Here is a 21,149-nt window from a genome sequence, read left to right on the forward strand (position 1 = left end):
CGGTATCGGATGTATCAGGGAATCGAAGCTACGGACCGAAGGTGCCCGGCCCCACGTTCTTGCTGTTGCGGGTGCGCAGAGCGAGCACGTAATCGGCTGGGGCGCCTGCTTTTTCGGCGGCATCGGAGATCACGCCGATATAGCGGGCCGAGGGTAGACCGCCCTCGTAGGAATCGAGCACGTACAGCCAGGCCAGCACCGGATCGGATCCGGTGCCCTGGTTGGCGGTGACGCGAAGCCGGATCTTCTTGTGGATGCCGAAGTCGGAGCCCTCCCAGCGATCCAGACTCGACTCGTCCTCACTCGGGACGTCGTAGAGCACTACGAAGACGCGTGAGCCCGGCTCCTCGACCACCGTCGCGAGCGGTCCCTCCCAGCCGATGTCGTCCCCGGCGAAGGTGAGGCGCCACCCCTCCAGCCAGCCGGTTCCGTACACAGGGGAGTGCGGACAGCGCTTGAGCATCTGCTCGGGATCCATGTTGGATCCATAGGCGGCGTAAATCGGCACGGTAGAAGCCTATCGAACAATCCGGCCCAACCATCCCGGATCCCTATCAATGGCGGTTCGCACCGGCTCAGCAACCGCTCGGTTCGTGACTCCGAGACGAGGTGGGACCCCGTGCGGCAGCCCGGGTGGCCGGACCGAAATTGTGACGAAGATGTCTTCAGACGTGGTCGGACCTGTACGAACGTGAACCGATAACGTGGTAGACCGGCACCGGAGATCCCGGGGCCGAGGCAGAAGCGAGGGACAATGACCCGCATTGCGATCATCGGAGGCGGCCCCGCCGGTTACGAAGCGGCGTTGGTGGCCGCACAGCACGGGGCGCCGGTCACGTTGATCGACTGCGACGGTATCGGCGGTGCGTGTGTGCTGTGGGACTGTGTGCCGTCGAAGACTTTCATCGCGTCCACGGGCGTGCGCACCGATCTGCGCCGCGCCCGCGATCTCGGAATCACCGTGCATCCCTCGCAGGCGCAGGTCCGCCTGGCCGAGGTGAACTCGCGCGTGAAGGCGCTCGCGCAGGCGCAGTCCTCCGACATCAAGGTGAAGCTGCAGACTGCCGGCGTCGAGGTGCTGCCCGGGCGGGGCGAAATCATCGACCAGGCCCCGGGTCTGGCCACCCATCTGGTGAAGGCCACGCTCGCCGACGGCAGCCAGCGGCTCATCGAGGCCGAGGTGGTGCTGCTGGCCACCGGCGCCAGCCCGCGCGTGCTCGAGGGCGCCGAGCCCGACGGTGAGCGAATCCTGAACTGGCGCCAGCTCTATGACCTGAAGGAACTGCCCGAGACCCTGGTGGTCGTCGGTTCCGGTGTCACCGGCGCCGAATTCGTTTCCGCCTACACCGAAATGGGCGTGAAGGTGCGGCTGGTGTCCAGCCGGGACCGCGTGCTGCCCGGCGAGGACGCCGACGCCGCGCTGGTGCTCGAGGACGCGCTCGCCGAGCGCGGTGTGGAACTGGTCAAGCACGCGCGCGCCGACGCCGTGGAGCGCACCGCCGACGGCATCGTGGTGAAGCTGTCCGACGGCCGCACGGTCACCGGCTCGCACGCCCTCATGACCGTCGGCTCGGTGCCGAACACGCAGGGACTGGGTCTCGCGCGCATCGGCGTCGAACTCGACAAGGGCGGATACCTGCGCGTGGACCGGGTTTCGCGGACCACCGCGCCCGGCGTGTACGCCGCGGGCGACTGCACCGGCCTGCTGCCGCTGGCCTCGGTGGCCGCCATGCAGGGCCGGATCGCGATGTACCACGCGCTCGGTGAGGGCGTGCAGCCGATTCGCCTCAAGACCGTGGCGTCGGCGGTGTTCACCCGTCCGGAGATCGCGACCGTCGGCGTCAGCCAGACCTCGATCGACAACGGCGAGACCCCGGCCCGCACGGTCATGCTGCCGCTCAACACCAACCCGCGCGCCAAGATGCTGGGTCTGCGACGGGGTTTCGTGAAGATCTTCTGCCGTCCGGCCACCGGTGTGGTGATCGGCGGTGTCGTGGTCGCGCCGATCGCCTCGGAGCTGATCCAGCCGATCGCCCTTGCGGTGCAGAACAATCTGACGGTCAACGACCTGGCGCAGACCTTCTCGGTGTACCCCTCGCTGACCGGATCGGTCACCGAGGCGGCGCGTCAGCTGATGCGCCACGACGATCTGGACTGAGCCCGAATCGATTCGGCGCGCGGCGCAGGGGTTTTCGGCAGCGCTGTGAAAGCCCAGGTGACCGTCCTCGCCTTGCTGCCTTGTCGCCCTTGTGATTCAATCCGCGACGGAAGCGATCGGCAGGGCGGTCGCTGAGTGTGACGTAGCGGGGATGCTCCATACGCCCGGGACGCGGCTCCTTCTCGCCCTCCCTTTCCGATCGTGCCGACGAGGGACGAAGGAATAGAGCGAAAAGTGAAGCATCGCAAGCCGAGTCGGATCAAGGCCAGCACCTCCCTGACGCTGGCCGGGGCGGCCGCCGTGATGAGCCTGCTGGGTTCGCCCGCGAACGCCGCGCCCGCTGATCCCGGTGCGGTACCGGCCGCGCCCGGCCAACAGCCAGGGACCACCGACGAGAACGTCATCCCCGAGAATCAGAAAGCCGAAGTCGTTCCCGGCGCGAAGCCGGACACGAGCAAGCCCGAGAAGAACCAGCAGCAGCCGAGTCAGCCGGGCGTGACCACGCCGGGCTCGCCGTCGCCGGACACCACCACGCCCAAGACCGACGAGAAGAAGCCGGACGCGACGCAGCCGAACGGCGGTCAGCCCGCCGGTGACACTCCGAAGGCGGACGGTGGCGAGGCGCAGCCCGCCGTCGTCACTCCGCAGGCGCCGACGCAGCCGAAGAACTCGCGCCCGACCCAGCCCGGTGTGACGGTGCCCCGCGTGGCCCCGCTGCCGGTGCCCGGCCAGGACACGGTGCCGGCCGTTCCGGCCGTGGTGACCCCGGGTCAGCCCAATGCCGAGACCAAGCCGACCGTGCCGGGCGCGCAGCCGAACCAGCAGACCGTGCCGGGCGCCACCGGCGGCGGCGCGCAGGACCCCGATCGCAGCACTCTCACGGGCCAGGAGACGGTCCCGCAGCCGCGTTGGCAGTCTCCGGCCGTCGAAGCGGCCCCGGCGGCTCCTGTGGTCGAAATGACGGGTCCGCACACCGAGATCGGCGCCAACATCGACGGCGGCGGCGCGCTCCCCGGTTTCGCGGCCAACACGCACCACTTCAGCAACCTGGACGGCTACGTCGGGACCATCGGCTACACCACCCCGGGTGGTGTCGGCGAGGCCGGCATGTCGCTGGACTTCACGCAGGTCAACCGGATCAAGGTGACCGCGTTCGCGACCGCCGGTGGCGGCGACGACCGCAAGCTGGAGTTCATTCTGGACAGCACCGTGGCCAACGCGGCCAAGGCCGATGTCGAGAACTGGGTGCGCCTGATGCCCGGCGGTGCCACCATCCTGGACGCGGCCGGTCAGATTGGTAAGCTCCCGCAGGGTGATATTCCCGGACAGTCTGTCGACGTCGGCGGCCTGACCACGCAGTTGGGTGGTTCGGTCCAGTACTGAGCAAGGCCCGGCACGCACCGCACCGGCACCGGTGCGGCACGCTGCCGGTGGGAACAGAGTCGTCGCGTGGGGCGGTCGTCAACGACCGCCCCACGCGTGTGTGGCGAAAGGACGGGTGATGGCATCCGGCAAGGATGAGTCCGCGGACGGACCGGATCCCCAGCAGGGGTCGGAGTCCGAGTTCGGGCCGTCGCTGTCCGAGTTCGGGCCGTCCCTCACGGGTTTCGGCCCCGCGCCCGAGCCGGGTGCGCAGGGCTGGACGCCCGCGCCGCCGCCCGCGCAGATTCCCGATCTCGCCTGGCGTCCGGCCGATGCCGCGCCGCCGATTCCGGCCCCGCCCCCGGAGTACCGCGCACCTGAATCCTGGACGCCGCCGGCGACCGGGCAGTTCCCGGTCGTCGGTCCGGAATCAGGGGTCGATCCGACCGAGGAGACGGTGCGACTCGGCGCCCAGGAGCGCCCCGTGTCCAACGGCTGGGCCCGGGCCGGTGGCATCAAGCCGGTCGCGGGACGGCCGTCGGTGGTGGGGCAGTCCCGGCCACCCGCCGCGAAACCCGCCGGTGCTCCGCAGGGGGAGTCGCTGGACTGGGCGGATGATCCGATCGGTCAGTGGCTCGCGCCGAAGGGGGCTGCGAAGCCCAAAACCGCTCCGCCGCAAGAAGAATCGGAACGGTCCTGGAAGAAGTTCGCGATGATCGGCGGTGCCGCGGCGGTCGTGCTCGTGGCGATCGGCGCCGGTGTCGTGGCGATGACCGGCGGCGACTCCGATCCCGAGCCGGAGGTGGCGCTGCCGCTGGGCACCACGTCCACCGCCTCCCGGTCCGTGTCGGCCTCGCCCTCGACCACGGCCGCGCTGAGCTGTCCGGCTCGGCGCGAGGGCAACCTCAGCATCGGCAACGGTCCGGGTGGGACCGCCAGCGGCGTCGAGGCGATTCTCGGGTTCCAGCACGCGTTCTACGCCGACCGCAACGGGGCGAAGGCGCGCTCGTTCGTCGCGCCGGACGCGGCCAATGTGTCCACGGCCGAGGTGATCCAGAAGGACGGCATCGATCCGACTCCGGCCGGGACCAGCTACTGCCTGCGGATCGTGGAGCTGGCTCCGGAGTCCTACGACGCGGACCTGACCGTGCATCGCCCGGACGGCACGACGTCGGTGTATCAGCAGCACGTGACCACCGTGGACCGTGACGGCAAACACCTCATCTTCGCCATCGACGAGCGCTGATTCGCAGGTCGCACGGTAGAACGGCGGCAATCGAGGGACGGTCCAGTGTGCGAGTTGTGGACCTTGATTTCCAATATGTGGGAATCGAGTTTCATATCCTGGTAACCGTGTGACATGGTGGTTTTTCGTATACCCCGGCGTCCCCTCGGAGGTGTTTCATGCGCGCGACCACCCCGCCGCTGTCCCGGCGTCTGGACGGACTGCAGAGCTCGGCCATTCGCGACCTGCTCAAGTTGACCGCCCGCGCCGACATCATCAGCCTGGCCGGCGGGCTGCCCGACGCCGAACTCATGCCGCGCGACCGCATCGCCGCCGCCGCGGATGCGGCGCTGTCGAGCCGAGGGGTGTTGCAGTACACCGAGTCTCCGGGCTGGGGTCCGTTGCGCGAGGTGCTCCGCACTCGCGAATCCGCTCGCACCGGCCGTCCGGTGTCGATCGAGGAGATCTTCGTGACGCACGGCTCGCAGCAGGCGCTGTCCCTGCTGGCGGAGGTGCTACTGGATCCGGGCGCGCTGGTGATCGTCGAGGATCCCGCGTATGTCGGTGCGCTGCAGGTGTTCCGCGCCGCCGGGGCGCGCATCGTGGCCGTGCCGCTGGATGCCGAGGGCATGCGCGTGGACGTGCTGCGCGAGCTGCTCGCGCGCGGTGAGCGGCCCGCGTTCGTGCACACCGTGAGCAACTTCCACAATCCCGGCGGCGTCACCATGAGCACCGCCCGGCGTCGCGAACTCGCGGAACTGGCCGACGCGCACGGGTTCTGGGTCATCGAGGACGATCCCTACGGCGAGCTGTGGTTCGACGCTCCCGCTCCCGCGCCGGTGGCGACCTACTCGCCCAACGTGATTCGGCTGTCCAGCGCCTCCAAGATTCTCGCGCCCACGCTGCGGGTCGGCTGGATGATCGCTCCGGACCGCGTCTGCCGTGCCGTGGAGCTGTTGAAGCAGGGCGCCGACCTCTGCGGATCCGCGCTCACCCAGCAGATCGCCGCGGACCTGCTGTCCGACACCGAATGGCTTGCCGCGCACATCGATTCGGTGCGCACGCGCTACGGGCAGCGTGCACATGCCCTCGTCGAGGCCGTCCGGGCGCGCTTCGGCGATCGCATCGTGACCACCGACGCCGCGGGCGGCATGTTCCTCTGGGCCGACTTCACCGACGGCACCGATACCCGGGCACTGCTCCCGCACGCCCTGGACGCGGGCGTCGCCTACGTTCCGGGCTCGGCGTTCGCGGTCTCCACCGACTACGCCCACTCCATGCGACTGTGCTTCACGACCTCGGATGCCACGGTGTTGACGACCGCGGTGGATCGCCTGGCGGCGGCCCACACGGCGGTGTCGGAAGGCGCCCGCGCTCAGGCCCAGTTGTAGGTGCGCTCCACGGCCTTGTCCCACTCGTGTACGAGGTGGTCGCGGTCGGCCGGATCCATGGTGGGGTTCCAGCGCTTGTCCTCGGCCCAGTTGGCCCGGATCTCGTCGGTGCTTTGCCAGAAGCCGACCGCCAGACCCGCGGCGTAGGCCGCGCCGAGGGCGGTGGTCTCGGTGACCACGGGGCGCACGACGGTGGCGGCGAGGATGTCGGACTGGAACTGCATGAGCAGTTCGTTCACCACCATGCCGCCGTCCACCTTGAGCGTCACCCGCTCCACGTCCAGGCGCTGGGTCTCGGCGTCGGCCCGCATGGCCTCGATGACCTCGCGGGTCTGGAAAGCGGTGGCCTCCAGGACCGCTCGCGCGATGTGCCCGCGATTGACGAACCGGGTCAGGCCGGCGAAGACGCCGCGCGCGTCCGGTCGCCAGCGCGGTGCGAAGAGGCCGGAGAAGGCCGGGACGATGTAGCACCCGCCGTTGTCTTCGACGGTGCGGGCCAGCGGTTCGATCTCCTCGGCGGAGTCGATCATGCCGAGGTTGTCGCGCAGCCACTGCACCAGCGAACCGGTGACCGCGATCGAGCCCTCGAGCGCGTACACGGCGGGCTGGTCGCCGAGCCGGTAGCAGACGGTGGTGAGCAGGCCGTGCTGGCTGAAGACCGGTGTGGTTCCGGTGTTCATGAGCATGAAATTGCCTGTGCCGTAGGTGTTCTTGGTGTCACCCGGCGACAGGCACGCCTGCCCGAAGGTGGCGGCCTGCTGATCGCCCAGGATTCCCGCGACCGGAACCCCCTGCAGCGCACCGGAGGTGATGTCCGCGTACACCTCCGAGGAGCTGCGGATCTGCGGCAGCATGGCCATCGGCACGCCGAATTCCGCGCAGATCTGCGGATCCCACTGCAGGGTGCGCAGATCCATCAGCATGGTGCGTGAGGCATTGGTGACGTCGGTGATGTGCTCACCGGTGAGGTTCCACAGGATCCAGCTGTCCATGGTGCCGAAGCACAGCTCCCCGGCTTCGCCGCGCGCCCGCGCGCCCGGCACGCGATCCAGGATCCAGCGCAGCTTGGGGCCGGCGAAATAGGTGGACAGCGGCAGCCCGGTGCGGTCCGCGTACCGGTTCGCGCCCTCGGAACCGGCCAGTTCCACGGTCAGGTCCGCGGTGCGGGTGTCCTGCCAGACGATGGCGTGGTGAATGGGTTTGCCGGTCGATCGCTCCCATACCACGGTGGTCTCGCGCTGATTGGTGACGCCGGCCGCCGCGATGTCCGAGGCGACCAGGCCGCACTTGTCGAGCGCCTCGGCGATCACGGCGTCGGTATTGCGCCAGATGGTCTCGGCGTCGTGCTCGACCCAGCCGGGCTGAGGGAAGATCTGTTCGTGTTCGCGCTGTGCGACCCCGAATATCCGCCCCCTGTGGTCGAAGACGATGCACCGACTCGAGGTCGTGCCCTGGTCGATGGCGGCCACATAGCGAGACATTTCTGCAGGCTACTCGACCCCCGCGCGTGGGTGTCGATATGACACCGGTGCCATGCGGATCACGTGGTGGAGGATCATCCTGGGCTACGGTTGCTTGCGGGTAGCCAGAGCGTCATCTACACGAGCGCCGCGCCGGTCTCGCGGTGCAGGCTGGAGGAGTCGAGCATGACGAAGCATCCGCAGTCGCAGTTCCTCGGTCCCGAGCAGCGCGAAGCCGCCTGGGCCAGGCTCGGCAAGGACACCTTCGACGTCATCGTGATCGGCGCGGGCGTGGTCGGAGCGGGCATCGCCCTCGACGCCGCCACCCGCGGGCTCGAGGTCGCGCTGGTGGAGGCCCGGGACCTGGCGTCCGGCACCTCGAGCCGCTCCTCGAAGATGTTCCACGGCGGCCTGCGCTACCTGGAGATGATGGAATTCGGGCTGGTGCGCGAGGCGCTCAAGGAGCGCGAACTCGCGCTCTCCTCGCTGGCTCCGCATCTGGTGAAGCCGCTCAAGTTCCTCTATCCGCTGAGCCACTACGTCTGGGAGCGGCCGTACGTGGCCGCCGGGCTCACCTTGTACGACACCATGGGCGGCGCGAAATCCGTTCCGGGACAGCATCATCTGACCAAGTCCGCGGCGCTGCGGCTGGCGCCCGGCCTGAAGGACGACGCGCTCACCGGCGGGCTCACCTACTACGACACGGTGGTCGACGACGCGCGGCACACCATGACGGTGGCGCGGACCGCCGCCCACTACGGCGCGGTCATCCGCACCTCCACGCAGGTGGTGGGCTTCCTGCGCGAGGCCGATCGGGTGATCGGGGTGAAGGTGCACGACAGCGAGGACGGTCGCACCACCGAGGTGCGCGGCAGTGTCGTCATCAACGCCACCGGGGTGTGGACGGACGAATTGCAGGCTCTCGCGCATCAGCGTGGTCGATTCCATGTGCGAGCGTCCAAGGGTGTGCACATCGTGGTCCCGCGTGATCGCATCGCGAGTGACACCTCGATCATCCTGCGCACCGAGAAGAGCGTGCTGTTCGTCATCTCGTGGGGAACCGATCACTGGATCATCGGCACCACCGACACCGACTGGAACCTGGATCTCGCGCATCCGGCCGCCACCAAATCCGATATCGACTATCTGCTCGAGCATGTCAACAAGGTGCTGGTCACGCCGCTCACCCACGACGACATCACCGGGGTGTACGCGGGCCTGCGGCCGCTGCTGGCCGGTGAGAGCGAGCAGTCCTCCAAGCTGTCCCGCGAGCACGCCGTCGCGCGGATCGCTCCCGGCCTGGTCGCCATCGCGGGCGGCAAGTACACCACCTACCGGGTCATGGCCTACGACGCCGTGGACGAAGCGGCACAGGACATTCCGCGTCGCGTACCGCCCACCATCACCGAGAAGGTGCCGCTGCTCGGCGCGGACGGCTACCACGCGCTGATGAACCAGACCCCGCACCTGGCCGAGAAGTACGGCGTGCACCCGTACCGAATCCAGCACCTGCTCAACAGGTACGGCTCGCTCATCGACGAGGTGCTCGGCCTCGCCGACGGCAAACCCGAACTGCTGCAGCCGATCACCGCCGCTCCCGGCTACCTCCAGGTCGAAGCCGTCTACGCCGCGGCCGCCGAAGCGGCCCTGCACCTGGAGGACATCCTGGCCCGCCGCACCCGCATCTCCATCGAATACGCACACCGCGGCGTGGAGTGCGCCGACCAGGTGGCCCGCCTCGTCGCCCCCGTCCTGGGCTGGGACGAATCCGAGATCACCCGCGAGGTGGATACCTACAACGCCCGCGTCACCGCCGAAATCGAATCCCAGACCCGCCCCGACGACACCTCCGCCGACGCCCTCCGCGCCGCCGCTCCCGAACCCCGGCCCAAGATCCTCGAGCCGGTCCCGATCGAGAAGTGAGCCGGGCCCGCGAGGCTCTGGCATCGACTTCACGTGGATCGGGCGCCGGGCAGGTCGGAGTCCGGTTCGCTCAGAGGGCATGCGGTGCAGAGCCTTTCGCGTCATGGTCGCAAACCTCCTGTGCCGTGAAGGGGTGGGCGGGATTGTTGGTGAGGGAAAAAGACAAAAGATGCCTGGAAGAGAAGGGAAGAAGAGCCCGCGCAACCGGCGGTTTCCAGGTCTGCCGGATGTCGGGTGTGGAGGCCTTCTCCTGGAGGGGGTGCGGGGCACTCGTGCCAGTAGGGCACGTGGGCTACTAAGGGCATGCGGGTCGGTAGGGCACGTGGGCTAGTAAGGGCATGCGGGTCGGTAGGGCATGTGGGTGGTGGTCGTGTTGTTCTCGAGTGGTGACCACAGCCATCCAGCCAGGCCGGGACGAGAGATGACGGCTCCTGGCTGGGGAGCCCAGGTCGGGTACGGCAGGCGAAGTGACCAGCACTGCCATCTTTTCCGCAGCAACCCCACAGGGGTGTACGAGTGCGGGTGCGGAACCAGCGTCGGCTCTTGTGCAGTGAGATGAGTGCGTGAGAGCGGCAGGCGCAGTGTCTTTCCGGTCGCGCGCGGACCCGGGGCGGGGACCTGTCGCGGGGTGTGGATGTCCCCGGCGCACGGAGCGTGTCGTAGGCGTACCAGGGTGCGCCCAGGCGCAGCGCGAACTGGCACAGCAGATAGCCGACGACGGATTTCGGGTTCGGGAGGACGGGCTTGTCGCGGGTGTGGATGGCACCGGTGCGGGAACGGGTTCGGTGCCAAGGGCTTTCGTGGATGCTGACTCCCGGCAGATATGGGCCCGCAGTAAGTAGGGGCCTCGGTACGAGACTGGTGAAAGCCTGCATCGCAGGAGAAACAGGTCAGCACCGCTGCTGGAAGCGGGGTCCGGTGTTTCTGGGTGCGGCGGGTGTGGTTCGGTCACTGGCGCAATCCCTTTCATCTCCGTGTCCGAGTGTGTGTGAGGCGTCGCGTGATCGCGTGCGGGCGCCCAGGCTTGCACCCGGCGAACCAGGACAGCACCGGTCCCCGAAAGGAGCCGGTGTTACCTGGTGTAGTGGGTGTGGTTCAGCTTCGATCGACCGGAGAATCACGGTGATCGAGGAACTCACGATGACGAGCCCGCTCTCGTCGTTCTCGGGCACGCAGTCGTGCTTGGGCGGCGGCGAGCATCTCACCGGGATGGTGACGGTGATTCACCCTCGGGGTGCGCGTGGGGTCGATATGGATCGGCGCTATCCATCCGGTACGGCCGGGGAATTCTGAATTCTTGCCCATCACAATCGTTTTCCAGCCACCGGGGCCGTCGTGCACGAGTGCGTGGCAGGCGTCGCACGCCAGGGTGAGGTTCTCGATGTCGGTGGGTCCGCCTTTGCTGTGTTCGGTGATGTGATGCACCGCAGTCAATGTCGCGGGAGCATTGCACCCCGGGCGGGTGCAGCCACGCTCGGCGGCGATCAACACCCTGCGTTGCGCGGGACTGGCCAAACGCTCTCCGTGTCCGAGGTGCAAGGGCATCCCGGTGTGGTCGAACAAAGCCAAGAACGGCTTGGACCGCTCCGCGAGTTTGAGGGCTTCGGGGATAGACACCGTGCCCCCGGAAGCGGTGGTGGCCACACCGGCAGCGTCTTCGAGTTCGGACAGGGTCATGGTGACGATCGCTTCCACCGGCAGCCCACGATGAGATCCGAGCTTGCCGGGCCCTATTTCCGGGCGCAGGAATGCCAGCAGCGCATCATGATTGCGTTGCGCGGCCGAACGCGAGTCCCGTTGCGCGGCGGCGTCGAGGATCTCCCGGGTCACATGCTCGGTGTCAGCGAACGGGCTGTCGGGATCGTCGGGGTTGCACATGCCGGGGCGGGCCAGTTTCGCCAGGACCGGTTCCAGCAGCGCCCGCAACGCGGGTGTGATCTCGCCTTTGAGCAAGCTCATGCCGTCGAGGCGTTGGTCGCACAGCACGATCCCGCGCATACGGGCGCGGTCGGTGTCGTCGGTGAGGGTGCCGTCGGGGTCCAGGTGCGCGGACAGGGAATTGCCGATCCGGGGCAGGTCATCGGGAGACCCACACCGCGCGTGCTCAGCCATGACCTGTTCGGCGGCTTCCCGGTCTGCACGCGAGATCGCGTGCGGGAGTCGGTGCATGATGTTGCCGATCGTGCGGGCGTGTTCGGCCGAGATTTCCCCGGCGGCTTGGGCTTTCGCGGTGTACGCCAGCATGGGTTCGAGGTCTTGTCCGGTGATGTCGTGCCAGATCCCGAGTTGTTGGGCGGCTTTCATGCGCCCGAATGCTTCCCGGTGAGACAAGCGCAATGCTTGTTCCAGGAACCGCACTACGTCTCGGACTCCTGCGCGTTGCGGGATGGACCGTTCCACGACTTCGATCACCAACCGGTGCTCGAGGGCAGCGAGGCGTCGTTTGCTGGTTTCGACCGAGCGCATGAGTTCGGTGATCCCGTCATCGGTCAAGGGCGCGAGGTTCGCATCGAGCAGGGTGTCGACTGCGGTGGCCAGGTCGGCCCCCGCAGTGTCTCCGATCCCCATCTCGTTCGAACGCATGTGCTAATTCTACCGTGTGAGATCACGGATGGGAACAGAAAACCCTATCTGAACTGCACGTATTCAGACCTACCCGCGATTCGGTTCTTATGGGCCTCGGTTGGCCGAGCCTCTGAGCGTCGCCGACCAGAACCGCGTCAAGATTCCGGACATGCCGGATCAAGAGCGGTCGAACTCTTCGCTGACGACGCCGGCGGTGAAGGTGTCCCACTCGCTCGGCGTGAAGACCAGCGCCCCGCCGCCGGGGTTCTTCGAGTCACGCACACCGACGCCGCCGCTCTCGAAAAACGCGACCTCGACGCAGTCCTGGCCTCCTGAACTGTGGCTGGACTTGAACCATCTTTCCCGGCTCGGATCAACGTTCACTGTCGTGCTCCCTTGCTATCTCGCGGATCAGATCTCTGCTCGGGCGGGCGTCCAAGGTCGCGTGCTGCACCTTGTTGAAGGCCTCGCGGTACATTCCTACCTCGGTTGGGCGCTCAAAATACATTGCACCAGCGAAACTTTCAGCGAATACAACCGTGGGTTCCGTCAGCTTTCCGCGCGGGTCCTTCCCGAACTGAAAGATGATGAACGGCGGAAGTGGCATACCCAGCGGGAATCCCGCTCGGAACGGCATGAGTCTTATCTCGATATTTTCCCGGGTGCTCAGATCTGCGATGTGCCGCAGCTGGGCGGCCATTGCACGACGACTGCCGACGACGGTGTGTAGAACCGCTTCATGCAGAACTATCAGCGCTTCCGCGGGGCGCCGCTGTCGCAGGATCACGTGCTGGCGTTGGGTCCGGAGCTCTATGCGCCGGTCCAGCTCCGATTCGGTGTCTGCGGGAAAGTAGGTCCGATCGAGTGCGCGTGCGTAGTCGGCCGTCTGCAACAGTCCGGGGACAATCAGCGGCTGGAATATGGTCAAAACCTTTGCACCAGCTTCCAATCCGACGAAGAGGTTGGAATGTGCCGGAATCAGATCGGCGTATGCATGCCACCAAGATTTGGCTGGTGTCTGCTCGGCGAGGGATTTCGCGGCGGCAGTCTTCTTGTCATCGAGGCCGTATGCGTCACATAGACTTAAAACGTCTCGGACTCTTACCTTTTCGGTCAGCCCACGCTCGAGCCGGCTGAGAGTGGACTTGTTCCACTCCATGACTGTGGCGGCCTGTTCCACGGTCAGCCCGGCACCTTCTCGGGCCTCCCTGAGAAATCGGCCAAGTTGCCTGCGGGGCAGGGTGCTCCCGGTCTCCGTCGGTTCGTCCCCATCTGTCACGCTCGCTCGCCTCCGTTGCAGTGCGCGGTCGAGAGTTGTTGCAGAATGCACCATCGTAAGTCGTGTTGCACAACGCGAACTGGGGTTTCGTGCAACTTTTACCCAGTTCACGCGGTGGCGCATTCCGGAAATAGCCCGGGCGCATCCTCGGTGCATGACGTTCACTGACCGGCTCGACCAAGCGCAGGTTGCGGTTCTGGACTCCCTCGCACCCGGCGGGATTCTCTGTGTGGAGTCGATTGCGCGGTCTGCGCAGTTGACCCTGTGGCGCACCCGGGGTGCGGTCTCGAAACTGACTTCGCGGGGGCTGATCGTCGGTCGGCACCGTGGTGGGCGCGGCATGTGGCAGATCGCCGATCGTGGCCGGCGCACCCTTGCCGCGCGCGGTCGCTACTACCGATAGCGCCGAATCATGTTGCGCAACACGGAGAGCGGTGAAGTGTCGGCCGCTTGGCGGATTGTCGGCTATCGGATCGCGATGGAGATGTTGATCGATCGTGCGGCGACTCATCGGTGTGCGTATCGAATCTCGGCCGACGGCACGGTGTACCCGAACTCCGAAGGTGACAGGGGCACAGTCTTTTTCGGTGTCGACGGCGAGCGGCCGGATCTCGTCCAGGTGCGCGAGTGGTTCCCGAAGCACGGCGCGCTGTGGGACGCGGTCCGCGCGCAGTACTGGGATGTGATTCTGCCGCTGGATCATCCACGTTTCGTGTGGCCGGGGAACCCGCCGCCACGCTCTACCGACGGTGACGGGAGTATCCGAATGACGCCGCTTCAGCTCGTGCTCGTCCTGCTGTGGTGCGCTGCCGTCGTGGCGTTCGCGTACTGGGGGATTTCCGCTGACCGATCGCAGACCTCATCCGTTCCGGATAGCGGATGGTTGATCGCGGGCGGTTGTGAGTTTCATCGAGTGCCCGTCCACAACCGTCATCGCCTGCATGGGCGGCACCGTGCGTGATCCCCGCACAGCGCGCATCGCACCGGCAGCGGCGATGGTCGCGCACGCGTTTCCGCTCGCCTCGCCTACGAAGATCAGAGCCTCGGGCGGCACACAGTGCGTAATCCCGCCTGGGCGGGAACGGATTTCGCCGTCGGGACGGGCAACTCGCCCGGCCGAACGAAGCCCTGGTCGCTCGGGTTCGCGCCGTGGCCCAACTAGTCAGGGTGTGACCGGTTGGCAGCGGGGGCAGAAGTAGATGCCTCGGTCGGATCGGGTCGGGTTGTCGGGGTCGGGGAGGAGGTGCACGAGCATGTTGGTGCCGCAGCGGCGGCAGGGGCGGCGGTGGCGGCCGTAAGCCAGTGCGCGCCACGGGGGATGGTGGGCGGCGCGCATCAGGACGCGGTGGGCCTCGTCCGCCAGAGCGGGGAGGTCCTCGATGTCGCCGACCGGGGTGGCGGGGTGGACGCGGCGCAGGAAACAGATCTCGCTGCGGTAGATGTTGCCGATTCCGGCGAGGTTTCGCTGATCCAGCAGGGCCAGGCCGATGGGGAGTTCGGGACGCTCCCGCAACCGGCGCACCGCCTCGGCCGGATCCCAGTTGGGGCCGAGCAGATCGGGCCCGAGATGGTCTGTGGCGGTGTGCTCTTCGGCCAGGGGGAGCACCTCCACCAGTCCGAGTGAGAACCCCACCGCCTCCGCGTCCGCCGCGGCGAGCACCAGTCGCGCCGTGAAACCCGGTTTGGTCCAGCGCTGTCCGGGCGCGTACACGCGCCACACGCCTTCCATCTTCAAGTGCGTATGGATGCTGACCGTGGGAGTACGCACGAACAGGTGTTTTCCGTACGACCCAACGCTCACGACCTCCTGCCCGCTCAAATCCAGCGTCGCATACCTCGGCACCCGAAAGTCGCTGCGCGTCAGCGTCTTCCCTTCCAGTCCACGCCGCAGCCGGGCAGCGGCGAAGAACACGGTGTCGCCCTCAGGCATCGCCACCCGCCGATCGACGCGAGCCCAGGGCCCGGATCGCACGGGCCTGCGCCAGGCGCACGGTGATTGTCGGCAGGGGATTGCGACTACGGCACACCTCGGTCGGCGAGTGATCGCGACCACCGCACATCTTGATCCGACTGCCTCGATGCTCACGATGCATGTCGTCGGCTCTCGCGCGGTCCACCGGCGGTTGCACCGGGAGATGCGAAAGGTCCACGGCTTGCTTTGGAGGCGGAGACTTTTCGGTGTCGGGGTGAAGTCCGTTTCGGCGCGTACGAGGTGTTTCGTCGGCTCTCGCGCGGTCTACCGGCGGTTGCGCTGGGAGGTGAGAAGTGCTCACGGCTTGCTCTGGAGTCGGAAGCTTCTCGGTGTCGGGGTGAAGTCCGCTTCGGCGCGTACGAGGTGTTTCGTCGGCTCTCGCGCGGTCCACCGGCGGTTGCGCCGGGAGGTGAGAAGTGCTCACGGCTTGCTCCGGAGGCGGAAGCCCTTCGGCGTCGCGGCGAAGCCCGCCTGGGCGAGGAAGGTGGCGAAGGTGTTGCCGTGCACCGATTCTCCGTCCACGCGGTCGATGACCAGGGAATCCACGCGTCGGCCGGTGACCAGGGCGGCCAGGGCCGCTGCCCCGGCGGTTCGGGTGTCCGCGTCCTCGGTGAAGGTGAGCAGGGTTTTGCCGCCGCGTTCGAGGTAGAGCGTGAGCTCGCCGCCCACCAGGACCACCAGCGCTCCCGCCTTGCGCCCGGGACGATGCCCGGCGCCCTCGGCGGCGGCCTTGGGCCACGGTAGCGCTGCGCCGTAGGGATTGGCCGGATCGCAGGCCGCGAGCACCAGTGCCTGTCCGCTCGCGTCGCGGCCGGTCTCACCGGAGGTGCGGTCGGTGTCGAAGGAGCGCAGTCGATCCACCACATCGGTGGTCGAGAACTGCGCCCCGCCCAGCGAATCCACGAAATACCCGCGACGGCACCGCCCGCGATCCTCGAATTCGGTGAGTACCCGGTACATCAACGCGAACCCGCCCGGTACGCCCTCGCTCTGCACCGATCCGCGAGTCAGCACGCCGTACCGCTCCAGCAGCACATCCGCCGTGGCGTGCGCGCGCACCGTGTTGTCCGTCATCCGCTCCGGCAGCAGCGACCACCGCCCCGCCACGCTCGGCGGACTGCTGCACACCGGAACCCCGCTGCGCGGCAGATACATCCGACCTCGGGGCGCGCGCCGAGGAGTCCGATGCGCGGTGGTGGTGCGGGTGGTCCCGGACAGCAGCGCCCGCACCGGGGCGAAGGTATCGCCCGCCACGTACCCCGCCCACACCAGCTCCCACAGCGCCGCCACCACGGCACTCTCGATCTCGGTGTCGGCCGCTTCCACCAGTTGCCGGAAGAAGTACGCCCCGCCTCCGGACATGTCCACGACCTGGTACCCGGAACCCGCCACTCCCGCGGTCGATCCGCGCGCATCGGTGTCGACAGCCTCACTCGCCGGAGCGGAGTCACCGGCGAAACCTTCGGTGAGAGCGCCGGTCTCGGCGATTGTCGAAGGGGCGGGGACGGCATCGCCGTTCGCACCGGCCGGATCCGGGACGGCGTCGGCGCTCTCGGCTTTCCCGCGCTTCCCGGAACCCGATGCTGCGCCGGAACCGGCGCTCCCGCCCGCAACCTCGGACGCCGTCGTCCCGCCTGCCGATCCGGCCCTGCCTGATCCGGCACCGCCCGACTCAGCCCTGCCCGACTCAGCCCTGCCCGATCCAGCCCTGCCCGATCCAGCCCTACCCGATCCAGCTCTGCCCGAAGCGGAGCGAGCACTGGTTCGCTCGGGGGTCGTGGGACCGACAACCGTTGCGCCCATGGACATCAGGAGGCTGATCTGGATCTCGCTGAGATCGATGTCGTCGGGCGGTAGCAGGGTGAGCGGGGCTTGGTCGGCGGGGTGCAGGGCGACCCAGCCGTCCTTGGCGGTGATGGAGCCGTGACCGGACCACAGCACCTCGCCGGTGGCCAGGAGTTCGTCGAGCATGGCGGGGGAGTAGTCCCGGACTCGGGAGGGCAGAATCAGCGATTCCCAGGCCGAAGCCGGAATCGGCACGCCCGCAAGCTGTTCCACGACCGCCGCGACGCCGTCGACGCCACGCAGTTCGTTGGTGCCGATGTGCTGCCAGGCGGGAAGGAAACGACCCAGGGCGGCGGTGGGCACCGGCTCCACTTCCTTGCGGGCGGCGGCCAGTGACCGTCGGCGCAGGCGGCGCAGCACTTCGCTGTCGCACCATTCGGCGCCGACCGCACCGGGCGTGAATTCACCCTCCACGACTCGCTTTTCGAGCCCGAGTCGATGCAGCGCGGTGGCGGCGACGGCGGTACCCAGCCCGAATCGATGGGCGACCGCGCCGAGGGTGAAGGGACCGTGGGTGCGGGCGTAGCGCGCCACGAGGTCGCCGAGCGGGTCGGCGACCGGCTCGATGAAGGCGGCCGGTACGCCGATCGGCAACGGCACGCCCAGGGCGTCCCGCAGCCGCGCGGAATCCTCGATCGCGACCCACCATTGCGAGCCCGCGAACGACACCGACAGCGCCCGTCGGCTTTTGACGAGTTCGTCGAACCACGGCCGAGGATCCTCGGTGCACCGCTCGGTCGCCTCGGCCACGGTGACGGGACCGAGCAGCCGCAGCAGATCTGCCAGCCCCTCCATGTCCCGGGCGTGCCGCTCCGGAGTGAGCCGCTGCAATTCCAGCTCGGTCTGCTCCAGCACCGCGGCATCGAGCAGCTCCCGAAGCTCCACTCGCCCCAGCAGTTCCGCCAGCAGACTCGAATCCAGCGACAGCGCCGCCGCCCGCCGCTCGGCGAGCGGACTGTCGCCCTCGTACATGAACTGCCCGACGTAATCGAAAAGCAGCGAGTTCGCGAACGGTGAGGGCGCGGCCGTCTCGACCTCCACCAGCCGCACCTGCCGCCGCGCCACCTGCCCGAGCAGGTCCCGCAGGGATGGCAGGTCGTACACGTCCTGCAGGCATTCACGCACGGTTTCGAGCAGCATCGGAAAGTCCGGGAACTTGCGCGCCACATCCAGCAGCTGCGCCGAGCGCTGGCGCTGCTGCCACAGCGGCGCGCGCTTGCCGGGATCGCGACGCGGCAGCAACAGCGCCCGCGCCGAACACTCCCGGAACCGCGACGCGAAAAGCGCCGAGCCGCCGACCTGTTCGGTCACGATCTCGTCGATCTCGTCGGTCTCGAACACGAACAGCTCGCCGCCGGGCGGATCGTCCGTGGTGTCCGGCAGTCGCACCACGATCCCGTCATCGGACGGTGTCGGCGCGGCATCGACCCCGAACCGCTCGCGCAGCCGAGCCCCCACCGCCAGCGCCCACGGCGCGTGCACCGCCAGTCCGTACGGCGAATGCAACACCACCCGCCAATCACCCAGCTCGTCCCGGAACCGCTCCACCAGCAGCGTCCGATCCGTCGGCAACTGACCGGTGGCCTCGCGCTGCTCCTGTAGCAGCGACACCAGATTCGCCGTCGCGTTCCCGTCCAGCCCCGCCGCGACCGCGATCCGCTGCATCGGGGATTCCGTTGCCTCGGTGGTGCTTTCGCCTGTCTTGCGGGCCCGGCCGCGTCCTGCGGTTCCGGCCGAGGGCTTCCCGGCCTCGGATGTCGCCTTCCGGGCAGTGCTTCCCTGTCGACCACCGCCTGTTCCAGGGGAGTCGAGCGGCGTCTCAGCGTCCGCATCGGCACCGCCCTCGCCCGATGAGGCGATGTCGCGCGCGAATTCGTCCAGCGCGGCGCGTAATTCGACCGGTGCTTTCCCGTTCGCGGGCGGTGTGCCCTTCGCGCGCGACCGGGGGAGTTCCCGCGACTGCTCGACCGCCTGCCCCGTGGTGCGGATGAATTCGCCCAGGGCCCGGCCCAGTTCGGCGGGGCGGCCGAGGCCGTCGCCGTGCCAGAACGGGAGGCGGCCGGGCAGGCCGAAGGCGGGGGTGACCAGAACCCGGTCGAAGGTGATCTCCTCGATCCGCCAGCTGGTCGCGCCGAGCGCGAAGACGTCGCCTACCCGCGACTCGTAGACCATCTCCTCGTCGAGTTCACCCACCCGCGAGGCCTTTTCGCCGACCATGAAGACGGGAAACAGGCCGCGATCGGGGATGGCGCCACCGGAGGTGACGGCCAGGCGCTGGGCACCGGGCCGCCCGGTGAGGGTGCCCGCGTCGCGATCCCAGACGATGCGCGGGCGCAGTTCGGCGAACTCGTCCGAGGGGTAGCGCCCGGACAGCAGATCGAGCACCGACTCGTACGCCGAGCGCGGCAGCGCCGCGTAACTGCCGGTGGCGCGGACCGTTTCGAACCAGGCGTCGGCGTCGATCGGCTCCAGCGCGCAGGCGGCCACGGTCTGCTGGGCGAGAATGTCCAGCGGGTGCGTGGGCACCTTCAGTTCCTCGATCTGCCCGGCGGTCATCCGCAGGGAGGCCACCGCGCAATGGATCACATCGGTCCGATGCTTGGGGAAGATGACGCCCCGGGAGATCTCGCCCACCTGATGTCCGGCGCGCCCGACCCGCTGCAGCCCGCTGGCCACCGACGGCGGCGCCTCGACCTGCACCACCAGATCCACCGCACCCATATCGATGCCGAGTTCGAGGCTGCTGGTGGCCACCACGCACCGCAGCCGCCCGCTCTTGAGGTCGTCCTCGATGAGCGCGCGCTGTTCCTTGCTCACCGACCCGTGATGTGCCCGCGCCAAAAGCGGTGCGGCGCCGTGGATCACCTCGGTCGAGGGCCCCAGCGTTGCGGGCGGCGCGTGCTCGGTCTCCACCGCATCGCCGACACGGGCGGCGTACGACTCGTTCAACCGCGCGGTCAGCCGCTCCGAGAGCCGCCGCGAATTCGCGAAGACGATGGACGACCGATGCTCGAGCACCAGATCCACGATGGCCTCGTCCACGTGCGGCCAGATGGACCCGGGCTGGTCCGAATCCTCGTTCCCGGCATCGGGTTCGGTCATATCCGCGACCGGCACCCGCACCGACAGATCGAAGGTCTTGGGCGCGGGCGGCGACACGATGGTGATGGGCGCGCTTCCCACCAGGAACCGGCCCACCTCCTGGGGTGGCCGCACCGTCGCCGAGAGCCCGATACGCTGCGCCGGGCGCGCGGACGGTTCGGCCTCGGCTCGCAGCAGATCCAGCCGGGCCAGCGAAAGCGCCAGGTGCGCACCGCGTTTGGAGCCCGCGATGGCATGCACCTCGTCCACGATCACCGTGTCGACCTCGCTGAGCGTCTCGCGCGCGGCGGAGGTCAGCATCAGGAACAGCGATTCGGGAGTGGTGATCAGGATGTCCGGCGGCGTGCGCTGCATGCCGCGCCGATCGGCCGCGCTGGTATCGCCGGAGCGCACCCCCACCCGGATCTCCGGCGCGTCCAGCCCGAGCCGCTTGGCGGTCTGCGTGATGCCCACCAGCGGAGCCCGCAGGTTCCGCTCGACATCGACCGCGAGGGCCTTGAGCGGAGAGATGTACAGCACCGAGGTCTTGCGCTTGTCGCGCGGTTCGCGGGTGGCCAGCCTGTCGATCGCCCACAGGAAGGCCGAGAGCGTCTTGCCCGATCCGGTCGGCGCGACGACGAGGGTGTGGTTCCCGGCGGCGATCGATTCCCACGCCCCGAGCTGTGCGGGTGTCGGCGCGGGGAACGCGCCGTCGAACCACTGCCGGGTAGCGGGGGAGAACCGTTCCATTGCCCCAGTCTGCACCCGGGCACCGACAGCCCAGGTCACAGACCATCCGGTACGTATCGGACCCCGGTCGTGACCTCGCGAACCGCCCGGCGGACCAAGATCGGCCTCTGGCCTGGAGGTGAGCGAAGGGCGGGCAAT

At 68.2% G+C, this 21,149-nt stretch carries 14 protein-coding genes; 7 read left to right on the forward strand and 7 right to left on the reverse strand.

Features of this window, described 5'->3' with window-relative positions:
• Window positions 1–28 precede the first annotated feature (28 nt).
• Window positions 29–508, reverse strand: coding sequence for a gamma-glutamylcyclotransferase family protein (locus tag NJ1_RS24510; RefSeq protein ID WP_067698361.1), 480 nt, complete (start codon window positions 506–508; stop codon window positions 29–31).
• Between the two features lie 246 nt (window positions 509–754).
• On the opposite strand from NJ1_RS24510, the gene NJ1_RS24515 reads away from it, so the two are divergent.
• The 4 genes from NJ1_RS24515 to NJ1_RS24530 all read left to right on the forward strand — a co-directional run bounded on the left by NJ1_RS24515 (window position 755) and on the right by NJ1_RS24530 (window position 6,136).
• Window positions 755–2,158 carry an NAD(P)H-quinone dehydrogenase gene (locus NJ1_RS24515; RefSeq protein WP_067698363.1) on the forward strand — a complete coding sequence of 468 codons (1,404 nt, stop codon included), beginning with the start codon at window positions 755–757 and terminating at the stop codon, window positions 2,156–2,158.
• A gap of 234 nt (window positions 2,159–2,392) precedes the next feature.
• A complete protein-coding gene (locus NJ1_RS24520; protein WP_067698365.1) occupies window positions 2,393–3,541 on the forward strand; it encodes a hypothetical protein in 1,149 nt (382 codons plus the stop codon).
• A gap of 118 nt (window positions 3,542–3,659) precedes the next feature.
• Window positions 3,660–4,766, forward strand: coding sequence for a DUF8176 domain-containing protein (locus NJ1_RS24525; protein ID WP_067698367.1), 1,107 nt, complete (start codon window positions 3,660–3,662; stop codon window positions 4,764–4,766).
• 158 nt (window positions 4,767–4,924) lie between these two features.
• Window positions 4,925–6,136: an aminotransferase-like domain-containing protein gene (locus tag NJ1_RS24530; RefSeq protein WP_067698371.1), complete on the forward strand. Its 1,212-nt coding sequence runs from the start codon at window positions 4,925–4,927 to the stop codon at window positions 6,134–6,136.
• Here NJ1_RS24530 and glpK read toward each other — a convergent pair.
• The gene (glpK, locus tag NJ1_RS24535) at window positions 6,121–7,617 is read right to left on the reverse strand and encodes a glycerol kinase GlpK (protein ID WP_067698373.1); all 1,497 of its coding nucleotides are present in this window, start codon (window positions 7,615–7,617) and stop codon (window positions 6,121–6,123) included. The two genes, NJ1_RS24530 and glpK, sit on opposite strands and share 16 nt — an antisense overlap.
• A gap of 165 nt (window positions 7,618–7,782) precedes the next feature.
• Here glpK and glpD point away from each other — a divergent pair, with 165 nt between their 5' ends.
• The gene (gene glpD, locus NJ1_RS24540; protein WP_067698375.1) at window positions 7,783–9,519 is read left to right on the forward strand and encodes a glycerol-3-phosphate dehydrogenase; all 1,737 of its coding nucleotides are present in this window, start codon (window positions 7,783–7,785) and stop codon (window positions 9,517–9,519) included.
• Window positions 9,520–10,614: 1,095 nt separating this feature from the next.
• Here the strand turns inward: glpD and NJ1_RS24545 are convergent.
• The 3 genes from NJ1_RS24545 to NJ1_RS24555 form a co-directional block, all read right to left on the reverse strand.
• A complete protein-coding gene (locus NJ1_RS24545; RefSeq protein WP_067698377.1) occupies window positions 10,615–12,102 on the reverse strand; it encodes an HNH endonuclease signature motif containing protein in 1,488 nt (495 codons plus the stop codon).
• A 159-nt stretch (window positions 12,103–12,261) separates the two neighbouring features.
• The gene (locus NJ1_RS24550) at window positions 12,262–12,468 is read right to left on the reverse strand and encodes a DUF397 domain-containing protein (protein ID WP_067698379.1); all 207 of its coding nucleotides are present in this window, start codon (window positions 12,466–12,468) and stop codon (window positions 12,262–12,264) included.
• A complete protein-coding gene (locus tag NJ1_RS24555; protein ID WP_067698381.1) occupies window positions 12,458–13,363 on the reverse strand; it encodes a helix-turn-helix domain-containing protein in 906 nt (301 codons plus the stop codon). The genes NJ1_RS24550 and NJ1_RS24555 overlap by 11 nt, the downstream gene beginning before the upstream one ends.
• A gap of 154 nt (window positions 13,364–13,517) precedes the next feature.
• Between NJ1_RS24555 and NJ1_RS24560 the strand changes: the two genes are divergently transcribed.
• Window positions 13,518–13,766, forward strand: coding sequence for a hypothetical protein (locus tag NJ1_RS24560; RefSeq protein ID WP_067698384.1), 249 nt, complete (start codon window positions 13,518–13,520; stop codon window positions 13,764–13,766).
• 12 nt (window positions 13,767–13,778) lie between these two features.
• Window positions 13,779–14,324 (forward strand): hypothetical protein, encoded by a 546-nt coding sequence (locus NJ1_RS24565; protein ID WP_157574185.1) that lies wholly within the window; start codon window positions 13,779–13,781, stop codon window positions 14,322–14,324.
• Between the two features lie 201 nt (window positions 14,325–14,525).
• Here the strand turns inward: NJ1_RS24565 and NJ1_RS24570 are convergent, their stop codons facing one another.
• Together NJ1_RS24570 and NJ1_RS24580 are read right to left on the reverse strand one after the other, a co-directional pair.
• Window positions 14,526–15,293, reverse strand: coding sequence for a DNA-formamidopyrimidine glycosylase family protein (locus NJ1_RS24570; protein ID WP_067698388.1), 768 nt, complete (start codon window positions 15,291–15,293; stop codon window positions 14,526–14,528).
• 462 nt (window positions 15,294–15,755) lie between these two features.
• Window positions 15,756–21,011, reverse strand: coding sequence for an Lhr family ATP-dependent helicase (locus NJ1_RS24580; protein ID WP_169813197.1), 5,256 nt, complete (start codon window positions 21,009–21,011; stop codon window positions 15,756–15,758).
• Window positions 21,012–21,149: the final 138 nt, after the last annotated feature.

Source organism: Nocardia jejuensis NBRC 103114 (assembly GCF_001613145.1).
GTDB lineage: Bacteria > Actinomycetota > Actinomycetes > Mycobacteriales > Mycobacteriaceae > Nocardia > Nocardia jejuensis.

Bases quoted from the DNA above. Each gene is read 5' to 3' on its own strand.
- glpD (WP_067698375.1), top strand. From the start codon at position 7,783: ATGACGAAGCATCCGCAGTCGCAGTTCCTCGGTCCCGAGCAGCGCGAA.
- NJ1_RS24525 (WP_067698367.1), top strand. From the start codon at position 3,660: ATGGCATCCGGCAAGGATGAGTCCGCGGACGGACCGGATCCCCAGCAG.
- NJ1_RS24515 (WP_067698363.1), top strand. From the start codon at position 755: ATGACCCGCATTGCGATCATCGGAGGCGGCCCCGCCGGTTACGAAGCG.
- NJ1_RS24530 (WP_067698371.1), top strand. From the start codon at position 4,925: ATGCGCGCGACCACCCCGCCGCTGTCCCGGCGTCTGGACGGACTGCAG.
- NJ1_RS24580 (WP_169813197.1), bottom strand. From the start codon at position 21,011: ATGGAACGGTTCTCCCCCGCTACCCGGCAGTGGTTCGACGGCGCGTTC.
- NJ1_RS24545 (WP_067698377.1), bottom strand. From the start codon at position 12,102: ATGCGTTCGAACGAGATGGGGATCGGAGACACTGCGGGGGCCGACCTG.
- NJ1_RS24560 (WP_067698384.1), top strand. From the start codon at position 13,518: ATGACGTTCACTGACCGGCTCGACCAAGCGCAGGTTGCGGTTCTGGAC.
- NJ1_RS24570 (WP_067698388.1), bottom strand. From the start codon at position 15,293: ATGCCTGAGGGCGACACCGTGTTCTTCGCCGCTGCCCGGCTGCGGCGT.
- glpK (WP_067698373.1), bottom strand. From the start codon at position 7,617: ATGTCTCGCTATGTGGCCGCCATCGACCAGGGCACGACCTCGAGTCGG.